This window comes from Caulobacter sp. NIBR2454 (genome assembly GCF_027474405.1).
GTDB lineage: Bacteria > Pseudomonadota > Alphaproteobacteria > Caulobacterales > Caulobacteraceae > Caulobacter.
In genome coordinates this window covers 3,316,692-3,334,087 of record NZ_CP114871.1, presented here as the reverse complement: position 1 = coordinate 3,334,087, position 17,396 = coordinate 3,316,692, and the positions used below count along the sequence as shown (strand labels likewise).

Below are 17,396 nucleotides of genomic sequence, written 5' to 3'. Positions count from 1 at the left end.
GCCGTGAATCCGCAAAGCCTCCTTCGCCAGATGTTCGAGACCGCCGTCGCGGCGGCTGACCCACGCTACTGCTTGCCGCGCAACCTGCCCGCGCCGCCAAGCGGACGTACGATCGTCGTGGGCGCCGGCAAGGCGGCTGCCTCCATGGCGCTGGCTCTGGAAACACAATGGCCTGGCCCCTTGCAGGGCGTGGTGGTCACCCGTTACGGCCACGGCGCGCCCTGTCGGCGGATCGAGGTGATTGAGGCCGCCCACCCTAACCCCGACGAGCAGAGCCTGATCGCCGCCCAGCGGATGCTTGAGCTTTGCGCCGGCCTGACGAGGGACGATCTTGTCATCTGCCTCCTGTCGGGCGGAGGCTCGGCCCTGCTCGCCGCGCCGCCGCCCGGCGTGAGCCTGGACGACAAGCGGCGCGTGACCGCCGCCCTTTTGGCCAGCGGCGCCGCCATCAGCCAGATCAACACCGTTCGAAAGCACCTTTCCCTCATCAAGGGCGGACGCCTGCGGCAAGCCGCCTGGCCGGCGCGCTTTGTGACCTTGGCGATTTCGGACGTGCCGGGGGACGATCCTCAGATGATCGCGTCAGGTCCCACGGTCGAGGACCAGACCACGAGCGCCGACGCCCTGGAGATATTGCGAGCGTGGAAGGTGGCCACGCCCGCCTCCATCCTGGCTTGGTTGGCCGATCCTCGCAGTCAAAGCCCGCGACTGCGCGCGAGCAAGGGCGACGACTATGTGCTGATCGCCACGCCCGCCCAGTCCCTTCAGGCCGCGGCGGCTTTCGCCGAGCGACATGGAATCTCGCCGATCTTGCTTGGCGACAGCATCGAGGGCGAGGCGCGCGAGGTCGGGCGGGCTCATGCGATCTTGGCCCGGTCGATCGCGGCCAAGCAGCCCTTGGATGCGCAGCCAAAGGTCATCCTCAGCGGCGGCGAGACCTCGGTCACCGTCAAGGGCGCAGGACGGGGCGGGCGCAATAGCGAGTATCTCCTAGCCTTGGCCAAGCACCTTGAGGGCGCTCGGGGCGTCCACGCCCTGGCGGCCGACACCGACGGCATCGACGGGGTGGAGGACAATGCCGGCGCCGCCATCGGACCCGATATCCTCGCGCGCGCTACGGACCGCGGCTTGAGCGCCGAGCAGAGCCTGAAGGCCAATGACGCCTATGGCTTCTTCGAGGCGCTGGACGCCCTGATCTTCACCGGCCCCACCCGCACCAACGTCAACGATTTTCGCGCCATCTTGATCGGCGGCCCTGGCCAGGGAGCGCAGATTTGATCAAGCGCGCCCGATGCTTCCAAGCGCAAAATCCGGACCGCCATCAGGCCGATGACGCCTTGTCGTGGTTGCAGCCGATCATCACCTGCGGATCGGCCGGCGGCTCGATGCGGATGTCGATGCAAGGCCATCGCCGTTTTGTCGCCGACTTCGCCGGGCAGGAAGGGGCGTGGCGGACATAGGGGAGATGGGATGAGGGCGCTGTCGATCGCCTTGGGGCTGAGCATGATCTTTGGGCCCGCCATGGGCCAGAGCCTGCCCGATCCGGTCATCAGGATGATCCGCGCGGCGGGCGAGACCGGCGACGCCCGTCTGCTCTCGTCGGTCGCCGAGCTAGCCCGGCAGGCCCATCCCGAACTTGTCCCGCAGGTCGATAGCCTTGTCGCCGAGCTGGGCGGCGCTCCTAAAGAAGCCCCGCCGGCGCCGGTCGTCGTCGCCACGCTCCCGGAGCCGCCTCCTCCGCCGCCTGCCCCGCGCTGGAAGGGCGAGGTGCGCGCGGGCGGCGCCGTCACCACAGGCAACAATGACAGCCTTGGCGCCAACCTTGGGCTGTCGCTGGCGCGCGAGACCGCCATCTGGCGCAACGAGCTCAAGGCTTCGGCCGACTATTCGCGCGAGAACGGAGTGGTGTCGCGCGAGCGCTACATGGCCGGCTACCAATTGAACCGGCGATTTGGCGAGCGGGGCTACACGCTGGGTGTTCTCGGCTGGGAGCAGGACCATGTCGCAGGCTTTGACCGCCGGTTCAGCGAGGCGCTCGGCCTGGGCTATTCGGCCATCGACCGAACTGACATCGATCTGGATCTGGAGGGTGGGCCAGGTTGGCGTCAGACCTGGCTGGTTGACGGGAGCCAAGATCGCACCTTCGCCTTCCGCGCCGCCCTTAAGGCCGCTTGGCGTCCCCGTGACGGCGTCGTCTTGTCGAACGACACCTCGTCTTATGTTCAAGACGACAACAGCACCCTGACCTCCACCACCTCGCTCACCTTCAAGCTGATCGGCAATCTGGCCACCCAGGCCTCGGTCCTGGTCAAGCACGAGACGAGCCCGCCCATCCCGTTGGACAAGACCGACACCACCACGCGCTTAAGCGTGGTCTACGCCTTCTGACTGAACGCAACCGGCCGCCGCTGACGGCGGGCGACCTCCACGTTGCGGCCTTCGGGCCTGCTGGCTAACGATCCGGTGCTGAAGGATCGCTCAGCGCTCCGCGATCAGCGTCCAGATTCCAGTCATCCTTGGCCGCGCCCGCCCCGGCGCGGGGAGACGGTTGCACTCAAGCTCTCCCATCGCTAGGAGGTATGTTATATCATATCAGTAAGGGCGGGGTCGCTTTGCGGCCCGCTCGGGGGCTTTGCATGCAATCGTTCAAATACCGCGCCTTGGCGGGCGCCGGCCTATCTGTGCTGCTTTGCGCGAACGCCGCTCCGGCATGGGCGGAAGCGGCGGACACCGCTGTGAGCTCGGTGACCGTCGAAGGCGCCAAGGGAGGCTATGTCGCCAAGACGGTCACCGTCGGCGGTAAGGAGCCGGTGTCGGTGCTTGAAGTGCCCAACACCATCAGCGTCATCACCCAGCAACGCATCCAGGACCAGAACCTGGTGACCATGGTCGACGCCCTGGCTCAGGTCCCTGGCGTCTATGTCAGCACCTGGGACGGTCTGATCGGTCAGATCCGGTCTCGCGGCTATCTGTTGGACGTCTCCTATGACGGCATCCCGGCCTGGAATAGCGGCCAGGCTCAGGAATTTGATCTTGTGGTCTATGAGCAGATCGAGGTTCTGCGGGGTCCTGCCGGCATTTTCAAAGGGTCGGGTCAGCCTAGCGGCACGGCCAATTTCGTCCGCAAGCGCGCGCCCGGCGAGTTCTTCGCCACCGTCGCCGCTTCTGCCGGAACCTGGAACAACTATCGCGTGGAAGCCGATATCGGCGGGCCGCTGGCGCTCGATGGACGGCTTCGTGGTCGCTTCGCCGGATCGTACCTGGAGCGCGACTTCTTCACCGATCGCTCGCACGAGGAAAAGGTCGTCGCCTACGGGGCCTTGGATCTGGACATCACCGATCACACCCTGGCCTCGGCCATGATCACCTACCAGGATGATCGGGGCGAGGCCCTGAGCATGGGCCTGGCCAACTACGCCCTGGCCGGTCACCCGTCGCACAACCAGTTCTTGGACGTGCCGCGCTCGACCAATCAGTATCCGGACTGGAATCTCAACGTCTACGAGACCCTCGAATACGCCGCCGATCTGCGCCACGAACTGGACAATGATTGGGTGCTGCGCGCCAAGGCGACCTATCGCGAGCAGCGCAAGATCTTCAACGACGGCTACCCCACGCCCGGCATCGGTCTGAACCCGGTGACTGGCCGCTTCTCCAGCTACAATCGCCGCGACAACGACGGCACGACCGACCGCACGGGCGTGGACCTATACGCTTCGGGCCCGCTGAAGTTTCTGGGCCGCGATCACCTGCTGACGCTCGGCTACAGCTACGAGCTCTACGAGCAGAAAAATACGGGCGTCAGCAACATCGCCTATACCGGCACGCCGGCGGCCGCGGGCATATCGCTCGCCGAGGCCGCCGCCGTTCCGCGCCCCAACTTCGTCCACAACAACGGCGGACACACCCGCACCGAACAGACCGGTTTCTACGGTCAGGGCCGATTTGAAATCCTCGACGGCCTGAGCCTGGTCCTGGGCGCGCGCCTGAGCGACTTTGACTCCAAGTTCCGCACCACCGCCCCCAATCCCAACCCCACCAACTTCGCCAGCCAGGGCAAGGAGGAGGACGTCGTGACCCCCTATGGGGGGCTGGTCTACTACCTGCGCCCCAACATCACCCTATACGGCAGCTATTCGGACATCTTCGTTCCGCAAACCGCTCTGAAGTGGGATGCGGGCGGCGGCACGCCCCTGGACCCTCGGGTGGGAAAGCAGATCGAGGGGGGCGTGAAAGGGACGTTCTTCAACGAGGGCCTGAACGCCTCACTCGCCATCTTCCGCACGCGCGACGTAAACCGCTCCTTCGCGGACGTGGCCCATCCGGGCTTCTTCCTACAACTGGGCGAGGTTGAAGTTCGCGGCGCCGATCTGGAGATCACCGGCCGGCCGATGACCGGCGTGGATCTCTCGTTCGGCTATTCCTTCCTCGAGACCGAGCACCTAGCCAACTCCAACGCCAGCCTGGTGGGCGCTGCCTTCGACACCTGGGAGCCCAAGCACACCCTCAAGGCCTTCGCCAAGTACACGCCAAGCGCCGCGGGCTGGAGCCGGGGATGGATCGCGGCGGGCATGCACGCCCAAAGCACCTTCATCGGGGCAGGGGTGGCCGGGGTGCGAGAGCAGGACCCGTACGCCATCTTCAGCCTGCACGCAGGCTATGCTTTAACGCCCAAGATCGCCCTATCGGCCTCGCTCAACAACGTGTTCGACAAGGTCTATTACGCTCGGATCGGCGGGCCCAACACCTACAACACCTACGGCGATCCGCGGAACATCACCGTCGCGCTTCGCGCGCGCTTTTAAGGGGGCGGCGCCATGGCCCGTCCCTCTTCGATCATCATCGCCGCGGCCGCCACGCAACTGCGCCTGATGCTGCGCGACCGGCGTCTGGCCTGGGCGGGCGCGATCCTTCTTCTGGTGGCCTTCGCCAGCTTGGCCGCCGGCTACGCTCGCCACCAAACCCTGCGTGAAGAGCGGGCCGCCGCGGCGGCCCAGGATGCTGAAGTCTGGGCGGCGCAGGGGCAGGCCAATCCGCACGGGGCCGCGCACTTTGGCCGCAATGTCTATCCAGACATCTCGCCCCTGGCGGCCTTTGATCCAGGGCTGATGGACCAACTGGGCACGTCCGTTCGCCTGGAGAGCCATGCGCAGAACCCTTCGCGTGATCGACCCTCCGAGGGCGGTGCGGCGCTGTCGCGTTTTGCTGGCTTTAGTCCCGCCTGGGCGCTGCAGGTCGTTGCGCCCTTGCTGATCATCCTGGCCGGCTTCACCGCCTTCTCGGGCGAGGCGGCGCGCGATCGTCTGCGCCAGGAGGTTGCGTCAGGCGCCTCGACCACGCGGCTGGTGCTGGGCCGCGCCCTTGGCCTTTGCCTTGCGGCCCTGAGCGTCGTTCTGCTCTTTGGTGTGGCCGGCTCTGCGACCCTGCTGGCCGCCGGCGAAGGCGGATGGAGCGCGCTTGCGATCTTGGCGTCCGGCTACGGGCTTTACCTGTGCGCCTTCGCCATCCTGACGGTCGGCGTCTCGGCGCGCCTGGCTTCGGCGCGGCTTTGCCTGACGGTCATGCTCACCGTCTGGGCCCTCTCGACCCTGCTGGCCCCGCGCGTCGTCCCGGCCTTGGCCGAACAGCTCCACCCCACCCCGACCGCTCCGGCCTTCGAGGAGGCGGTGAGCGATGAAGCCAAGAACGGACCCAATGGCCATGACCCGGCCGACGCCCGGCTGGACGCTCTGAAAGCTAAGACCCTGCAACGTTATGGCGTGACCGATATCGAGGACCTGCCGATCAACTGGTCGGGCGTGGCGCTGGAGTTTGGTGAGGAAAACTCCACGAAGGCCTATCGCCGCCACTATGAGCGCCTGCGCGCTCTCTACGCCGCCCAGGCCGACGTGCAACGAGGTTTTGCTCTGCTGGCGCCGACCCTGGCGGCGCGCCCCCTTTCGGCCGCCTACGCCCAGACTGACTGGGCCGCGCACCAACGCTTTTTGATGGCCGCCGAAGCCTACCGGTACGAACTGATCCAGACGCTCAACCGCGACATCATCAAAAACCGCCCGCCAGGCGACGCCCCCTACATGGCCGATGTCGACGCCATCACCCGACATCTGCGCTTTAAGGCGCCAAGGCCCGATCTGGCGGAAACTTGGCGCGCGCAGCGACTGAACCTTTTGATTCTCGCCCTTTGGGTCCTGGCCGCCACAGGCCTGGCCATGTGGTCGGGACGACGTCTGGAGCGCAGCCTTTGAACGCTTTTGTCACCATCCTGGGCCATGAGCTTCGCCGGGGCCTGCGTGATCGCGCCCTGCCGTGGATCTTGGCCGTGTTCGCCGTCCTCGCCGCCTATGGCGCCTGGAGCGGCGCGATCTGGACCGCCGAGCGCGCCCAGACTGTCGCCCAGGTTCGGGCCGAGTACGATACCTCGGTGGCGCGCAAGATGGAGCTCTTGGCCAAGGCCCCGCCGGGCGCCGCCCCCTTCTTCCTGACCCCCCAGACCACCTCGTTCCATATCGCCCTCGACCCGGGCGCGCTTTCACCGCTCTCGATCGGTCAGGCCGAGGCTTATCCCTATGCGGCGCGCTTTCAGCCGCTGGGCGACGAGACCCTGTTCGACGCCTTCAAGGTCTATGTCGACAATCCAGCCGTGCGTCAGGCTGGGCGGCTGGACCTGGCCTTCGTGCTCGTCGTGTTGGCGCCCCTGCTGGTGCTGGCCGGCTGCTATGATCTGTGGAATCGCGAACGCGAGAGCGGGCTGTCCTCGCTGTTGCTGGCGCAGCCTGTCGCGCCAGGCCTGCTCTTGGCCGCCAAAGCCTTGGCTCGGGCGCTTCTTATCCTGACGCCCATGGCCGGATGGTCCATGGCGGTTTTGTGGATGGCTCAAGGCCGCGACGCAGCCGGGCTTTTGACGCTTGGCCTGATCGTTTTCGTCTATGGGGCCTTTTGGGTGGCCGTCGCCCTGGTCGCCAACCTGCTGACTCGCCGCTCGACCGAAGCGGCCATCGCCTGTGGCGCAGCCTGGATCGCCCTGGTGGCGGTGGGGCCGGCCTTGGCCCTGGCGACGGTGAACCTTGCCGCCCCGCCGCCGTCGCAGGCCCGCCTGGCCAACGACATGCGCGCCGCGGCCATGGCCTACCGCGCCGAGATCGCGCCACGGGTCAAGGCGCGCGAGGCCGCGCCCTTGCGCGATCCGCCGCCCGCGATCCCGGACCGCGTTCGCAGCTTCATGAGCGATCGTCTGACATACCAAGCGCGCATGGCGCCGCGATTGAACGCCCATCGCGCGCAGCAAGATCGCCATCGCGCCGCGCTCGACGTGGTGCGCTTGTTGCTTGCCCCCGTCGCCGCTCAGGACGCGCTCGACCGCCTGGCCGGGTCGGACGCTGACCGCGCCATGGCCTTCCAGGATCAGGCCTTGGCTTTCAAGCGCACGACCCTGGTCTGGTTGGCCGATCGTCTGGCCGCCGACGCGATCATGACCCCTGAGGACTACGGCAAGGTTCCCGCCTTCGTCTTCGCTGAACCGCGCGCGCCGCGCGCTGCGCACATCGTGGGCGACCTGGCGCTGATCGGGCTGTTCACCGTCGCGCTCGCGGGCCTTTCGGCCGCGATCCTGGCCCGCCGCAACCTTCTCTAGGACTCCATCATGCTGACCGCTGTCGCACTGACCAAGACCTATGGCTCCCACTTGGCGCTCGACGGGCTCGACCTGTCCGTCGCTCCGGGAGAAATCTTCTGCCTGCTCGGCGCGAACGGCGCGGGCAAGAGCACGACCATCAAGCTCTTCTTGGGCTTCATAGCCCCCTCGGCCGGCGAGGCGCGGGTAGGGGGCGTGGCGGTTCACGCCGATCCGCAAGGCGCGCGCAGGCAACTGCTCTACATCCCCGAACAGGTCACCCTCTACGAGGAGCTGACCGGTCTTGAGAACCTGACCTATCTGGCCGATCTGGCGCAAATTCCCGAGCGCTCGGCGTTACGCCTGCGCCAATGTCTGCTGGAGGCGGGACTGCAGGCCCAGGCCGCTGATCGGCGCGCTGGAGAGTACTCAAAGGGCATGCGTCAGAAGGTCGGCATCGCCCTGGCCATCGCCAAGGACGCCAAGGCCCTGCTCCTCGACGAGCCGACCTCGGGTCTGGATCCTCAGGCCTCGGCGGAGTTTCACGACCTGATCGTGCGTCAGCGCGATCGTGGCGCGGCGATCTTGATGGCCACGCACGACCTCTTCCGGGCCCGAGCGGTCGGCGACCAGATCGGCCTGATGCGGGCCGGCCGCCTGCGCCGCACTCTGAAGGGCGCCGCTATCGGCGCGGCGGACCTGGAGGCGCTTTATCTGGAGGAGATGGCTACGGTCTAGCGCGCCGCCGCCTCGTTTGATCGCTCACCAGCGCAGCATGCGAGGCCCGACCAGAGCGCCGGCGGCGGTCGCCAATCCGATCCCGAGGGTATAGCGCGTGAAGATGTAGAGCGGCGAGACCGCCTCGCAATAGAGGCAGTAGAGCGTTGCGGCCACCGCTCCGGACGCCAGCCCGATCGCCGCCCCCGCCAGGGGCAGGTTGGTGGGGGCCAGTCTACGGAAAGCCCAAACCAGTCCGGCGAAGACCGGCGCCGACAAGATCAGGACGATCAGCGGACAGGCCCACGGAGGATGCATGAGGCGCTCGCTCCACTTCCAGGCGGGTGTGCGGGCCAGCTCAAGCACGCAAGCCAGCCCCATGACCGCGAGCGGAACCAGCCAAAGCCACGCCCAGCGCAGGTGGGCCGTGTCGGGGCGCGCGACCTGCAGCAAAAGGATGACGCCGCAAATCGCAAAGGACGCGGTGTAGGCGGCCTTGTACCAGAATGGCGCCGTGGCGACCGCCGTCGTGATGTCCGTGCGCACGCCCAGGCCCAGCAGCACCAGGCCCAGCGTAATCACGCCCCCCACGACAATGGCGCGCGTAATGCGGCGCGCAGCGGCCCGGCGGGGCACGGCGGGGACATGGCTCGCCAGCTGGCGGATGAGATCATCGTGGCTCATCGCGAACCTCTGCTGAGGCGAGCGGCGACAGCCTTTAGGCCGCGGTGGACGGAGATTTTCACGTCCGACTCGCTAAGCCCGCTTTGAGACGCAGCTTCCGTGATGCTGAGCCCGTCGAGGCGGGTTTGCCTGATCGCGCGCGACTGCTTGGTGGGCAGGCCCCCCAAAAGCTGATTGACGTCCACGCGCGCGTTCGAGCCCTCCTCAAAGCCTTCGGCGATCAGGATTTCCTCCAGGCCTTCCAGGGGGACGTGGCGACGGGTACGGCGAAAATGATCCACCAGCTTGTAGCGGGCGATCGAGAAGATCCATGCCGACAAGACGCGATCGCGGTCATAGCTCTCGCGCCGGGTGTGAATGGCGATCAGGGTTTCCTGCACAAGATCCTCGACTTCGGAATGGCCGTCGCGCAAGCGCCTGCGAAAGAACACCTGCAGCAAGGGAACGAGGGCGGCCAATAGCTCAGCATGAGCCGCGGCGTCGCCGTCCAGCCCGCCGTTCATCCACGCTTTGAGCTGGGCCTCAGTCGCCGCCATTCATGCTCCTTACCTAGCCCTTCGTCGGGCTGTGGCCGCCGGTTACGACCACGAGCGAATATTTTCCGGCGCGACGGCGCGGGATGATTTTGTAACCCGCTCAAGCCGGACGGCGAAGAAGGTTGGTGACCCGCCCTGTCCGCCTCGCAAGGTCATGCGCCGCCCCATCGCTTGATGCGCGGCGAAGAGGCTCTTCGAAGGACTTACCATGCAGACCTCCCATGCCGTGCTCGCCGCGACCATCGCCCTGGCGCTGACCAGCGCCGCCCACGCGGCCCCGGCCAAACCCACTGAAAAATGCTACGGCGTCTCCCTGGCGGGCCAGAACGATTGCGCCGCCGGCCCCGGCACCTCCTGCGCGGGCACCTCCAAGGTCGACTACCAGGGCAACGCCTGGAAGCTCGTCGACAAGGGGACCTGCACCAAGATCAAGACGCCCAAGGGCGCCGGTTCGCTGACCCCCAAATCGTGATCATGAGCGTCTTGACCCACGGGGCGACCCTGACGCGGCGGATGCTGCCAGATCCGCTGCTGCTCCTGGTCGCCCGGTTGGGCGCGGCCAGCGTGTTCTTCCTGTCAGGGCGCACCAAGGTCGAGGGTTTGCTGACCCTAAAGCCATCGACCTTCGTGCTCTTTGAGTCCGAGTACGCCCTGCCGCTCATCGCTCCGGATCTGGCAGCCCGGGCGGCGACCTATGCTGAGCACCTGTTTCCGATTCTGCTGGTCTTGGGTCTGCTGACCCGGCCGGCGGCGGGCGCTTTGCTGGTCATGACCCTGGTGATCCAGATCTTCGTCTATCCCGACGCCTGGCCAACCCATCTGACCTGGTGCGGCCTTCTGCTGCCGCTGATCGGGCGGGGCGGGGGAGCCTGGTCGCTGGATCGTCTGACCTTTCCCGCCGCTCTGCGGCCCTGATCGCCATCGCTGTAACCGCGATCGTCGAGGTCGCGAAGAAGAAAGGCCCCATCGAGGGTCCACACATCGGAAAACCAACCATGACCCCCACCAAGTCCGTCAGCCTCAGCGTCGCAGCCGCTGCCGCCTTTATGGCCCTGGCCGCAACCGCCGCGCCCGCCTCGGCCCAGGCCCCCCAAGGCTCGGCCAAGCTTGAGCACTGCTATGGCGTCAACACCTGCAAGGGCACGAGCGACTGCAAAACCGCCAAGAGCGAATGCCGTGGCCAGAACAACTGCAAGGGCGAGGGCTTCAAGGCCATGACCAAGGACGCCTGCGTCGCCGCCGGCGGCAGCCTCACCGCGCCCAAATAGCCTGCTCCCACGCCCGGTCCCACGCGCCGGGCGTGGTCTTTCTCGATGAAAGTCTAGTGATGACGCCGTCTTCAAATCCGCCGTTCAGCGGCTACGGCCTTGGCCTGCGCAAGGAGCACTACAGCCTGGTCCTGCAGGGCCAGGCGCGGCTCGACTTCGTCGAGGTGATTTCCGAGAACTTCATGGTCGACGGCGGCCAGCCGCGTCACATCCTTCGCCAGGTGCGTGAGCAGCTTCCCGTCGCCTTGCATGGGGTGTCTATGTCCATCGGATCAGCCGACGGCCTTGATCGCGACTATCTGGCTCGGCTCAGAGCCCTGGTCGATGAGATCGATCCCCTGTTTGTCTCTGATCATCTCAGCTGGTCGCGGATAGGGGCTTTCAATTCGCACGATCTTCTGCCGCTGCCCTATACGAGCGAGACTCTCGACATCGTCTGCGCCAATATTGACCTGGCGCAGGATGTCCTTGGCCGCCGTCTGCTGGTGGAGAACCCGTCCAGCTATGTGGCCTTCGCCCAGGATGCGATGAGCGAGTGGTCCTTCCTGGGAGCGGTGTGCGAGCGGACGGGCTGTGAGCTGCTTTTGGACGTCAACAACGTCTATGTCAGCGCTCAGAACCACGGCCAGGACGCGCTCGCTTACCTGGAAGGGCTTCCCGCCGATCGCGTGCGCCAGATTCACCTGGCCGGACACAGCCAGGGACGCGACCTGCTGATCGACACCCACGACACCGCTGTCTGCGCCGCTGTATGGCGCCTTTACGAACACGCCGTCGCTCTTGTCGGTCGCGTCGCCACCATGATCGAGCGCGACGACGCCATTCCGCCGCTGGAGGAACTCCTCGATGAATTGGATGTCGCTCGCGCTATCGGCGAGCGCGTGGCGACCGCGCGACGCCAGGCCGCCGCATGACGCTCGCGGCGCTTCAAACCGATTTTCGAGCCTGGCTCGTGGACGGGTCGGACGTGGCCGCCGATCGCCTGGGGGCGGGGCCGGGGTTGCTGGTCTATCAGAACAACTACCGCGCACAGTTGGTCGGGGCGTTGCAGGAGTCCTTGCCGCTCACCCTGGCCTGGATTGGCGAGGAGGCCTTCGTGGGCGCCGCCGTCGCCTATATCGACCGCCAGCCGCCCAGCGCCTGGACGCTCGACGCCTATGCGCCTGGCTTTGCTCAAAGCCTTGTCGGCCATTTTCCCGGCGACCCTGAGGTGGCTGATCTGGCCTGGATCGAGACCGCCCTTGGCGAGGCGTTCGTCGCCAGGGACGCCAAACCGCTCGCGCTACAGTCGCTCGAAGGGATTGATTGGGAGAGGGCGCGGCTGCGGCTTTGTCCATCCTTACGGATGAGAGCGGTCACCACCAACGCCCTGGATATTTGGACCGCCCTGTCAGAGCACACAGCGCCGCCCCCCGCATCCACGCTGGAGCAGACCGCGCGGATCATCGTCTGGCGGCGGGATTTCAAATGCGTCGTTCGGGGCGTCGACGAAGCACAAGGACAGGCCTTCGACCAACTACAAGCCGATCCATCATTCGCCGCGCTTTGCGAGTTTCTTGTGTTCAGACACGGGCCCGCGGAGGGGCCCACGATCGCGGGGGCTTTGCTGGCCACCTTGCTGCAATCTGGGATGCTGGCCCAGGTCGAGGTTGGTTGCGATGCGAGCGCGCCCTGACGCGGCGGCGACGTGGGCTAGGGGCTATGGCGATCGTCGGCTCTGTCGCGCCGCAGCGCCTATCGGAACAGCTCCAACCTGATCGCCTCGACCATGGCCCGATTGCCGGCGTCGTTGGGATGGACGTGGTCGCCAGGGTTGAAGTCGGGGCGCAGGCGTGACGGATCGCTGGGGTCACGGACGGCTGCATCGAAATCGATGACCGCATCAAAGCGTCCGCTAGTGCGGATCCACGCATTGATGTCCTGACGCATGCGCTCGCCCGCCTCGGTGTAGAAGGCTAGGCCCTTGGTGGGCAGGATCGTGCCGCCGGCGATTTTCAGGCCATGCTGATGGGCCCGATCGATCAGTTGGCTGATGCCGGCGATGATCTGGTCGGCGGTGACGTCTTCGCTGTCGGGGATGATTGGCATGATCGACATGTTGATGTCGTTGATCCCTTCCAGCAGCAGGACCCATTTGACCCCAGGGCGCGCCAGCACGTCCTCGTCGAAGCGCGCCACGGCCGCTTCTCCGGCCCCAGCGCGCAGGATGCGGTTGCCCGAGATGCCGGCGTTGACGACACCCCATCGCGCGGTCGCCGGATCGGCCTGCAGTCGCGCGGCCAAAAGGTCCGGCCAGGCCGCGAAGGCGCCCGGCGTGGTGGCGTAGCCGTCGGTGATGGAGTCGCCCAGCGCCACGATCACGCCCGGATCGGGAGCGTCGCTGAGAACCTCCAGACCTGTCAGCCAAAAGTATGATCGGGCGACCTGCGCGTCCTCGATCTTGCCCGCTCCGGTCACGTCGCCCTTGGCGATGTAGGCGGGGTTGAGCCCCAGGGCATGGGCCGTATTCACCGGGGTCTCTTGCGGCAGATGGATGGAGACGGCGATGCGGCTGAGGGCGGGGGCGGCCAGATCGATAGGGTCGCTAACCGCCCGTGCGCCGGGAAAGAGCGTGAGGTTCTTTGAGCCGCTGAACGTCACCACGCGATCACTTTGCGGAACGATGGCGGAGTCTGCTGCGGCCAGGGCGGCATGGACCGACCCGAAGGTGACGGCGGGTCCGCCCGAGGCGTTGCTGAACTCAAGGCGCAGCTGCCCGCCGCCCACGGAGGTGCGCACGATCATCCGCACCGTCTGATCCGAAAGCGTGGGCGGGAAGGGCAGCATGGGCGAGGGCGACGCTGGGCGTGGCGCGCTCGCGGTCCCAGCGGGCGGCGGACCAGAACGAGCGAAGGGCGGCGGGCCTGACGGGGCGAGCTGTTGGGCCGTGCCCCAGCTGGCGATCCATTTGGGCGCGGAGCCGTCGGTCCTTGCTTGGGCCATGGAAGCGTCGACTAAGCCCAAAGCGAGCGCCAGTATCAGAGCCAGGCTGCACAACCGCATGAAATCCTCCCATCCAACGCCATGGATCGATGCGTAAGGCGCCGGTTCGGGTTATGCAATCGATTGAGGTGGCGGATTATCCGCATCCATCACAGTCACGCCCAACGCGGCGACAGGGAGGACGAATATGAAAAAGGCCATCGCCGTCGGGGCGCTGTTTATGGTCGCGGTCTCGGCGTCAGCGCATGCCCAGACCCCGGGCGCCCAACAGGTTGGAGCGGACGCTTTGCTCTCCTATCCGGCGGTGAATGATACGGTCATACGCTGCGCCGCCACGCCGCCGCGCAGCGCCGAACAGTTGGCGGCCCAGTTCGAAACGCGCCCGCGCGATCTGGACGAGATGTCGGCCATGGCGCGCCGCTTCATGGACCCCAAGAGCGACTCTCCGGCCGCGGTGGCGTTCCGGGCGCGACAGGCCGAACAGCGGGCGAGCGACTGGGCCTATCTTTGCCGGTACCGCGACGCCAACGCCGCCCTTAAGCAGGGCGGCCAACGCCCCCGCGTCGTCTTCATGGGCGACTCCATCACCGAAGGGTGGATCGAGGCCAATCGCGACTTCTTCCAAACAGGCTATGTGGATCGCGGCATCAGCGGGCAGAGCAGCACCCAGATGGTGGCGCGTTTCTACCATGACGTCGTGGCCTTGCGCCCCAGGGTCGTCCACATCATGGCCGGGACCAACGACATCGGCGGGGCCACGGGCGCCATCACCGAGGACGAATACGTCTACAACATCAAGGCCATGATCGACTTGGCGCAAGCCAACGACATCAAGGTGGTGCTGGCGGCCCTGCCGCCCATGTCGCGGTTGCTGCCGCGTCCGGAGTTCGACGTTCGCCCGATGGTGCGCACGCTCAACGGCCGCCTGCGGCGTCTGGCGGACGAGGAAGGTGTGATCTTCGTCGACTACTTCACGCCCCTGGCCGATCCACAAGGCGGGTTTGATCCGCGCTACGCCAATGACGGCGTTCACCCCACGCGCGCCGGCTATGCGGTGATGGAGCCCCTCGCCAAGGCCGCTCTGGACGAGGCGCTGCAGCCTTAAAAAGAAGCCCGCCGGTTGAAGCCGGCGGGCGCGATGCTCTAACGCACCAAGGTGGCCCACCCCGCGCCGACACAGGAGCGGCGGGGCGGGTGACGCAGCATCACTGGGAGGTGACGCGGAGACGCAGACCGACGGTGCGCGGGGTGGGACCAGAGCCCGAAAGCGGGCCGTTGGTGCCCACGAACGTAGGTCCACGCTCGTCAAGGAGGTTGTTGCCGACGAGGGCCAGCTCCCAACTGTCGCGGCGAACGCCGATCGTGGTGTTGACCAGATCGTACGGCCGGGCCGTGAACCCGTTGGTCTGCAGACGATCGCCGCTGTGGCTTAGCGACAGGTTGCCGAAGCCCTCAAAGCCCTGGGCGAAGTCGCGGCTGTAATTGACGTCGAACCGGTAGTTCTTATCGAGGGTGTTGAGCAGTCGCGAGCCGGGCCGCAGCAGCGGTTGGGCGGCGGCGACCACGGCGTTGACCGTGTCGTACTCGCTGTCGTTCAGATTGCCGACAAAGCCAAGGTTCAGGCCATCGATCGGGGTGCGCCAGTGGACCTCGAAGTCGACGCCCTTGGACGTGGCGTCACCGAAGTTGGCGAAGCCGTTGACCCCTTCGATCCCGCCGGTCACCGAGGTTTGCAGATCGGTATATTCCAGTTGGTAAAGGTTCAGGCCCACCGTCCAGGTGCGGTCGTAGCTGCGCCACTTGACGCCAAACTCGTAGTTCTTGGTGGACTCAGGATTGAGCGCCACCGAGGCGGGCACGCCCGCCAGGCCCAGCGACTCCACCTGAACGCGCGACTGCACAATGCCGGGCCTAAAGCCCGTGGCGGCCGACAGGAACATGGTCAGGTCGTCGCTTGGCAGATAGGCCAGGTTCAGACGCCAGGTGTTGACGTCCTCCTTGGTGGGCACGAACGTCGTGCCGTCCTCGAAGGATCGGTCGTCGTGATAGGTCCGCGCCCCGACCAGCGGGACCAGCTTGCCGTCGAAGAGGTCGTAGCTGATCTCGCCGAAGAAGGCGTAGTTTTCGGTGATGGTGTTGTTGTCGGCGTTGATGTTGACGCCAGGACGAACCAGCGCGTTGACCTGCGGGCCCTGGCCATCCTGATAGGAGGCCCCGACCACCCAGTGCAGCGGGCCGTCCGTGGTGGAGTTCACGCGAACTTCCTGCGCGAACATCTTGGGCATGAACTGGCTTGAGAAGAAGCCCGACGGCGACTGCGGCAGGTTGATCCCGAACTCGCCTTCCAGATGGCTGGTGGCGCTGGTGATGGAGAAGGTCTCGAAATTGACCGTCGCCGCCAGACTCCAGAGGGTGAAGTCGCCGTTGGAGAAGCCCTGTTGGCCAGCGGTGTTTTGGTAGTAGGGCGGATCAACCGCCGCGGTGAAGCCGCTGAAGTTCTGGCGTGGCCTGAACTTCCAGTACTGGCCGCGGATCTCGACGTTGTCGACCGGCCGGAACAAGGCCACGACACGCAGGTCGTCGTTCTTGGCGTCGTTGACGCCCTTCTCATCGGGGGTGCCGTCAAAGGGGCCGTAGTAGGCGTCGGCCCAACCCGCTTCGCGCGAGAAGCCGCCGCTGACGCGAACGGCCAGCCGGTCCTTGATGAGGGGGAGCGACAGCGCGCCGTTGGCCCCGTAGCTGAGGCCTTCGGCCCCCTTGGTCGAGGAGGTCTCGCCCTCCACGGCGTATTCCATTTCGCTCAGATTAGGATCGCGCGTGTGGAAGATGAACACGCCGCCGGCCGAGCCTTGTCCATAGAGCGTGCCTTGCGGGCCGCGCAGGACCTCCACGCGCTCCATATCGACGAAGCGAACCGGCGGAGCGATGCCGAAATTGGTGACGATGAACGGGACGTCGTCGAGGTAATAGCCCAGTGGCGAGTCGCCGTTTTGGGTCACTGCGCCGCGCAGATTGTAAAAGCGCGAACCGACGGACTGACGAAAGCCTTCCGAGGCGCCCGGAATGCTGGAGACCAGGTCGCCGATGTTGTTGATGTTGCGCTCCTTCATCTCCTCGCCCGAAAAGGCCTGGATGGGAAGCGGCACCGATTGAAGGGCCTGGACGCCGGACTTTTGCGCGGTGACGACGACTTCATCGACGCTTTGGGCGCGCGACGCGCCGGCGGATTCGGCCTGTTCCTGGGCCTGAGCGACGCTTACGCCAGCGGCCATGGCGATGGCCAAGGCTCCGACGGCTACACTGCAGTGAAGTGACATGTTTCTCCCCTATATTTTTTATATCAATCGATTGCGTACATGATTGCGGGCGGATTTCTAGAAAAATCTGACGGGCGGTTGGAGGTCTGGGCTGTGTGCCTATGGCCGAAATTGATCGTCAGCGCGGCCCTCGCCACCACGGGACTTCGTCGCCGCCCGGCCGTTCTTGGTGCAAAGCCTATGAATAACAATGGTTTGGTGGCTGTGGGCCCGCATCGCCTGCCACGGCGCCATGCGGGCCTCACTCGGCCTTCCGTGGCGGCGGCGTCCGAGGGCTCGGCCG

At 66.1% G+C, this 17,396-nt stretch carries 17 protein-coding genes; 13 read left to right on the top strand and 4 right to left on the bottom strand.

Translation table 11 applies throughout. The features are described 5' to 3' along the window. Positions 1-3 precede the first annotated feature (3 nt). The 7 genes from O5K31_RS16235 (at position 4) to O5K31_RS16205 (ending at position 8,347) form a co-directional block, all read left to right on the top strand. On the top strand, positions 4-1,278 hold the full coding sequence (locus O5K31_RS16235; protein ID WP_269714789.1) for a glycerate kinase type-2 family protein: 1,275 nt from the start codon (positions 4-6) through the stop codon (positions 1,276-1,278). Continuing rightward, entirely contained in the window at positions 1,275-1,460 is a 186-nt protein-coding gene (locus O5K31_RS16230; protein ID WP_269714788.1) for a hypothetical protein, read from the top strand. Before O5K31_RS16235 ends, O5K31_RS16230 begins: the two co-directional genes overlap by 4 nt. 43 nt (positions 1,461-1,503) lie before the next feature. Next, positions 1,504-2,388, top strand: coding sequence for a DUF481 domain-containing protein (locus O5K31_RS16225; protein WP_269714787.1), 885 nt, complete (start codon positions 1,504-1,506; stop codon positions 2,386-2,388). 248 nt (positions 2,389-2,636) lie between these two features. Then, the gene (locus tag O5K31_RS16220; RefSeq protein ID WP_269714786.1) at positions 2,637-4,805 is read left to right on the top strand and encodes a TonB-dependent siderophore receptor; all 2,169 of its coding nucleotides are present in this window, start codon (positions 2,637-2,639) and stop codon (positions 4,803-4,805) included. A 12-nt stretch (positions 4,806-4,817) separates the two neighbouring features. Next, positions 4,818-6,245 carry a DUF3526 domain-containing protein gene (locus O5K31_RS16215; RefSeq protein WP_269714785.1) on the top strand — a complete coding sequence of 476 codons (1,428 nt, stop codon included), beginning with the start codon at positions 4,818-4,820 and terminating at the stop codon, positions 6,243-6,245. Further along, positions 6,242-7,630: an ABC transporter permease subunit gene (locus tag O5K31_RS16210; RefSeq protein WP_269714784.1), complete on the top strand. Its 1,389-nt coding sequence runs from the start codon at positions 6,242-6,244 to the stop codon at positions 7,628-7,630. Before O5K31_RS16215 ends, O5K31_RS16210 begins: the two co-directional genes overlap by 4 nt. 9 nt (positions 7,631-7,639) lie before the next feature. Next, positions 7,640-8,347, top strand: coding sequence for an ABC transporter ATP-binding protein (locus tag O5K31_RS16205; protein ID WP_269714783.1), 708 nt, complete (start codon positions 7,640-7,642; stop codon positions 8,345-8,347). 24 nt (positions 8,348-8,371) lie between these two features. Here O5K31_RS16205 and O5K31_RS16200 read toward each other — a convergent pair whose 3' ends face one another. Together O5K31_RS16200 and O5K31_RS16195 are read right to left on the bottom strand one after the other, a co-directional pair. Further along, positions 8,372-9,010 (bottom strand): DUF1109 domain-containing protein, encoded by a 639-nt coding sequence (locus O5K31_RS16200; protein WP_269714782.1) that lies wholly within the window; start codon positions 9,008-9,010, stop codon positions 8,372-8,374. Further along, the gene (locus O5K31_RS16195; protein ID WP_269714781.1) at positions 9,007-9,546 is read right to left on the bottom strand and encodes a sigma-70 family RNA polymerase sigma factor; all 540 of its coding nucleotides are present in this window, start codon (positions 9,544-9,546) and stop codon (positions 9,007-9,009) included. The genes O5K31_RS16200 and O5K31_RS16195 overlap by 4 nt, the downstream gene beginning before the upstream one ends. A gap of 208 nt (positions 9,547-9,754) precedes the next feature. Between O5K31_RS16195 and O5K31_RS16190 the strand changes: the two genes are divergently transcribed. The 5 genes from O5K31_RS16190 (at position 9,755) to O5K31_RS16170 (ending at position 12,489) form a co-directional block, all read left to right on the top strand. Further along, on the top strand, positions 9,755-10,018 hold the full coding sequence (locus O5K31_RS16190; protein WP_269714780.1) for a BufA1 family periplasmic bufferin-type metallophore: 264 nt from the start codon (positions 9,755-9,757) through the stop codon (positions 10,016-10,018). A 2-nt stretch (positions 10,019-10,020) separates the two neighbouring features. Further along, positions 10,021-10,461, top strand: a complete 441-nt coding sequence (locus O5K31_RS16185) for a DoxX family protein (protein ID WP_269714779.1) — start codon at positions 10,021-10,023, stop codon at positions 10,459-10,461. An 80-nt stretch (positions 10,462-10,541) separates the two neighbouring features. Further along, positions 10,542-10,814: a BufA2 family periplasmic bufferin-type metallophore gene (gene bufA2 / locus O5K31_RS16180; protein ID WP_269714778.1), complete on the top strand. Its 273-nt coding sequence runs from the start codon at positions 10,542-10,544 to the stop codon at positions 10,812-10,814. A 59-nt stretch (positions 10,815-10,873) separates the two neighbouring features. Beyond that, on the top strand, positions 10,874-11,728 hold the full coding sequence (bufB, locus tag O5K31_RS16175; protein WP_269714777.1) for an MNIO family bufferin maturase: 855 nt from the start codon (positions 10,874-10,876) through the stop codon (positions 11,726-11,728). Further along, positions 11,725-12,489 carry an HvfC/BufC N-terminal domain-containing protein gene (locus O5K31_RS16170; protein WP_269714776.1) on the top strand — a complete coding sequence of 255 codons (765 nt, stop codon included), beginning with the start codon at positions 11,725-11,727 and terminating at the stop codon, positions 12,487-12,489. Before bufB ends, O5K31_RS16170 begins: the two co-directional genes overlap by 4 nt. Before the next feature lie 59 nt (positions 12,490-12,548). On the opposite strand, the gene O5K31_RS16165 is transcribed toward O5K31_RS16170, so the two are convergent. Further along, on the bottom strand, positions 12,549-13,796 hold the full coding sequence (locus O5K31_RS16165; RefSeq protein WP_269714775.1) for an SGNH/GDSL hydrolase family protein: 1,248 nt from the start codon (positions 13,794-13,796) through the stop codon (positions 12,549-12,551). A 187-nt stretch (positions 13,797-13,983) separates the two neighbouring features. Here O5K31_RS16165 and O5K31_RS16160 point away from each other — a divergent pair, with 187 nt between their 5' ends. Beyond that, positions 13,984-14,901, top strand: coding sequence for a GDSL-type esterase/lipase family protein (locus O5K31_RS16160; protein ID WP_269714774.1), 918 nt, complete (start codon positions 13,984-13,986; stop codon positions 14,899-14,901). Positions 14,902-15,001: 100 nt separating this feature from the next. Here the strand turns inward: O5K31_RS16160 and O5K31_RS16155 are convergent, their stop codons facing one another. Then, positions 15,002-17,113, bottom strand: coding sequence for a TonB-dependent receptor (locus tag O5K31_RS16155; RefSeq protein WP_269714773.1), 2,112 nt, complete (start codon positions 17,111-17,113; stop codon positions 15,002-15,004). Positions 17,114-17,396 lie beyond the last annotated feature (283 nt).

Coding starts and splice junctions, on each gene's coding strand:
- bufA2 (WP_269714778.1), top strand. CDS start 10,542: ATGACCCCCACCAAGTCCGTCAGCCTCAGCGTCGCAGCCGCTGCCGCC.
- O5K31_RS16155 (WP_269714773.1), bottom strand. CDS start 17,113: ATGTCACTTCACTGCAGTGTAGCCGTCGGAGCCTTGGCCATCGCCATG.
- O5K31_RS16200 (WP_269714782.1), bottom strand. CDS start 9,010: ATGAGCCACGATGATCTCATCCGCCAGCTGGCGAGCCATGTCCCCGCC.
- O5K31_RS16205 (WP_269714783.1), top strand. CDS start 7,640: ATGCTGACCGCTGTCGCACTGACCAAGACCTATGGCTCCCACTTGGCG.
- O5K31_RS16170 (WP_269714776.1), top strand. CDS start 11,725: ATGACGCTCGCGGCGCTTCAAACCGATTTTCGAGCCTGGCTCGTGGAC.
- O5K31_RS16220 (WP_269714786.1), top strand. CDS start 2,637: ATGCAATCGTTCAAATACCGCGCCTTGGCGGGCGCCGGCCTATCTGTG.
- O5K31_RS16195 (WP_269714781.1), bottom strand. CDS start 9,546: ATGGCGGCGACTGAGGCCCAGCTCAAAGCGTGGATGAACGGCGGGCTG.
- O5K31_RS16190 (WP_269714780.1), top strand. CDS start 9,755: ATGCAGACCTCCCATGCCGTGCTCGCCGCGACCATCGCCCTGGCGCTG.
- bufB (WP_269714777.1), top strand. CDS start 10,874: ATGACGCCGTCTTCAAATCCGCCGTTCAGCGGCTACGGCCTTGGCCTG.
- O5K31_RS16215 (WP_269714785.1), top strand. CDS start 4,818: ATGGCCCGTCCCTCTTCGATCATCATCGCCGCGGCCGCCACGCAACTG.
- O5K31_RS16160 (WP_269714774.1), top strand. CDS start 13,984: ATGAAAAAGGCCATCGCCGTCGGGGCGCTGTTTATGGTCGCGGTCTCG.
- O5K31_RS16185 (WP_269714779.1), top strand. CDS start 10,021: ATGAGCGTCTTGACCCACGGGGCGACCCTGACGCGGCGGATGCTGCCA.
- O5K31_RS16165 (WP_269714775.1), bottom strand. CDS start 13,796: ATGGCCCAAGCAAGGACCGACGGCTCCGCGCCCAAATGGATCGCCAGC.
- O5K31_RS16225 (WP_269714787.1), top strand. CDS start 1,504: ATGATCTTTGGGCCCGCCATGGGCCAGAGCCTGCCCGATCCGGTCATC.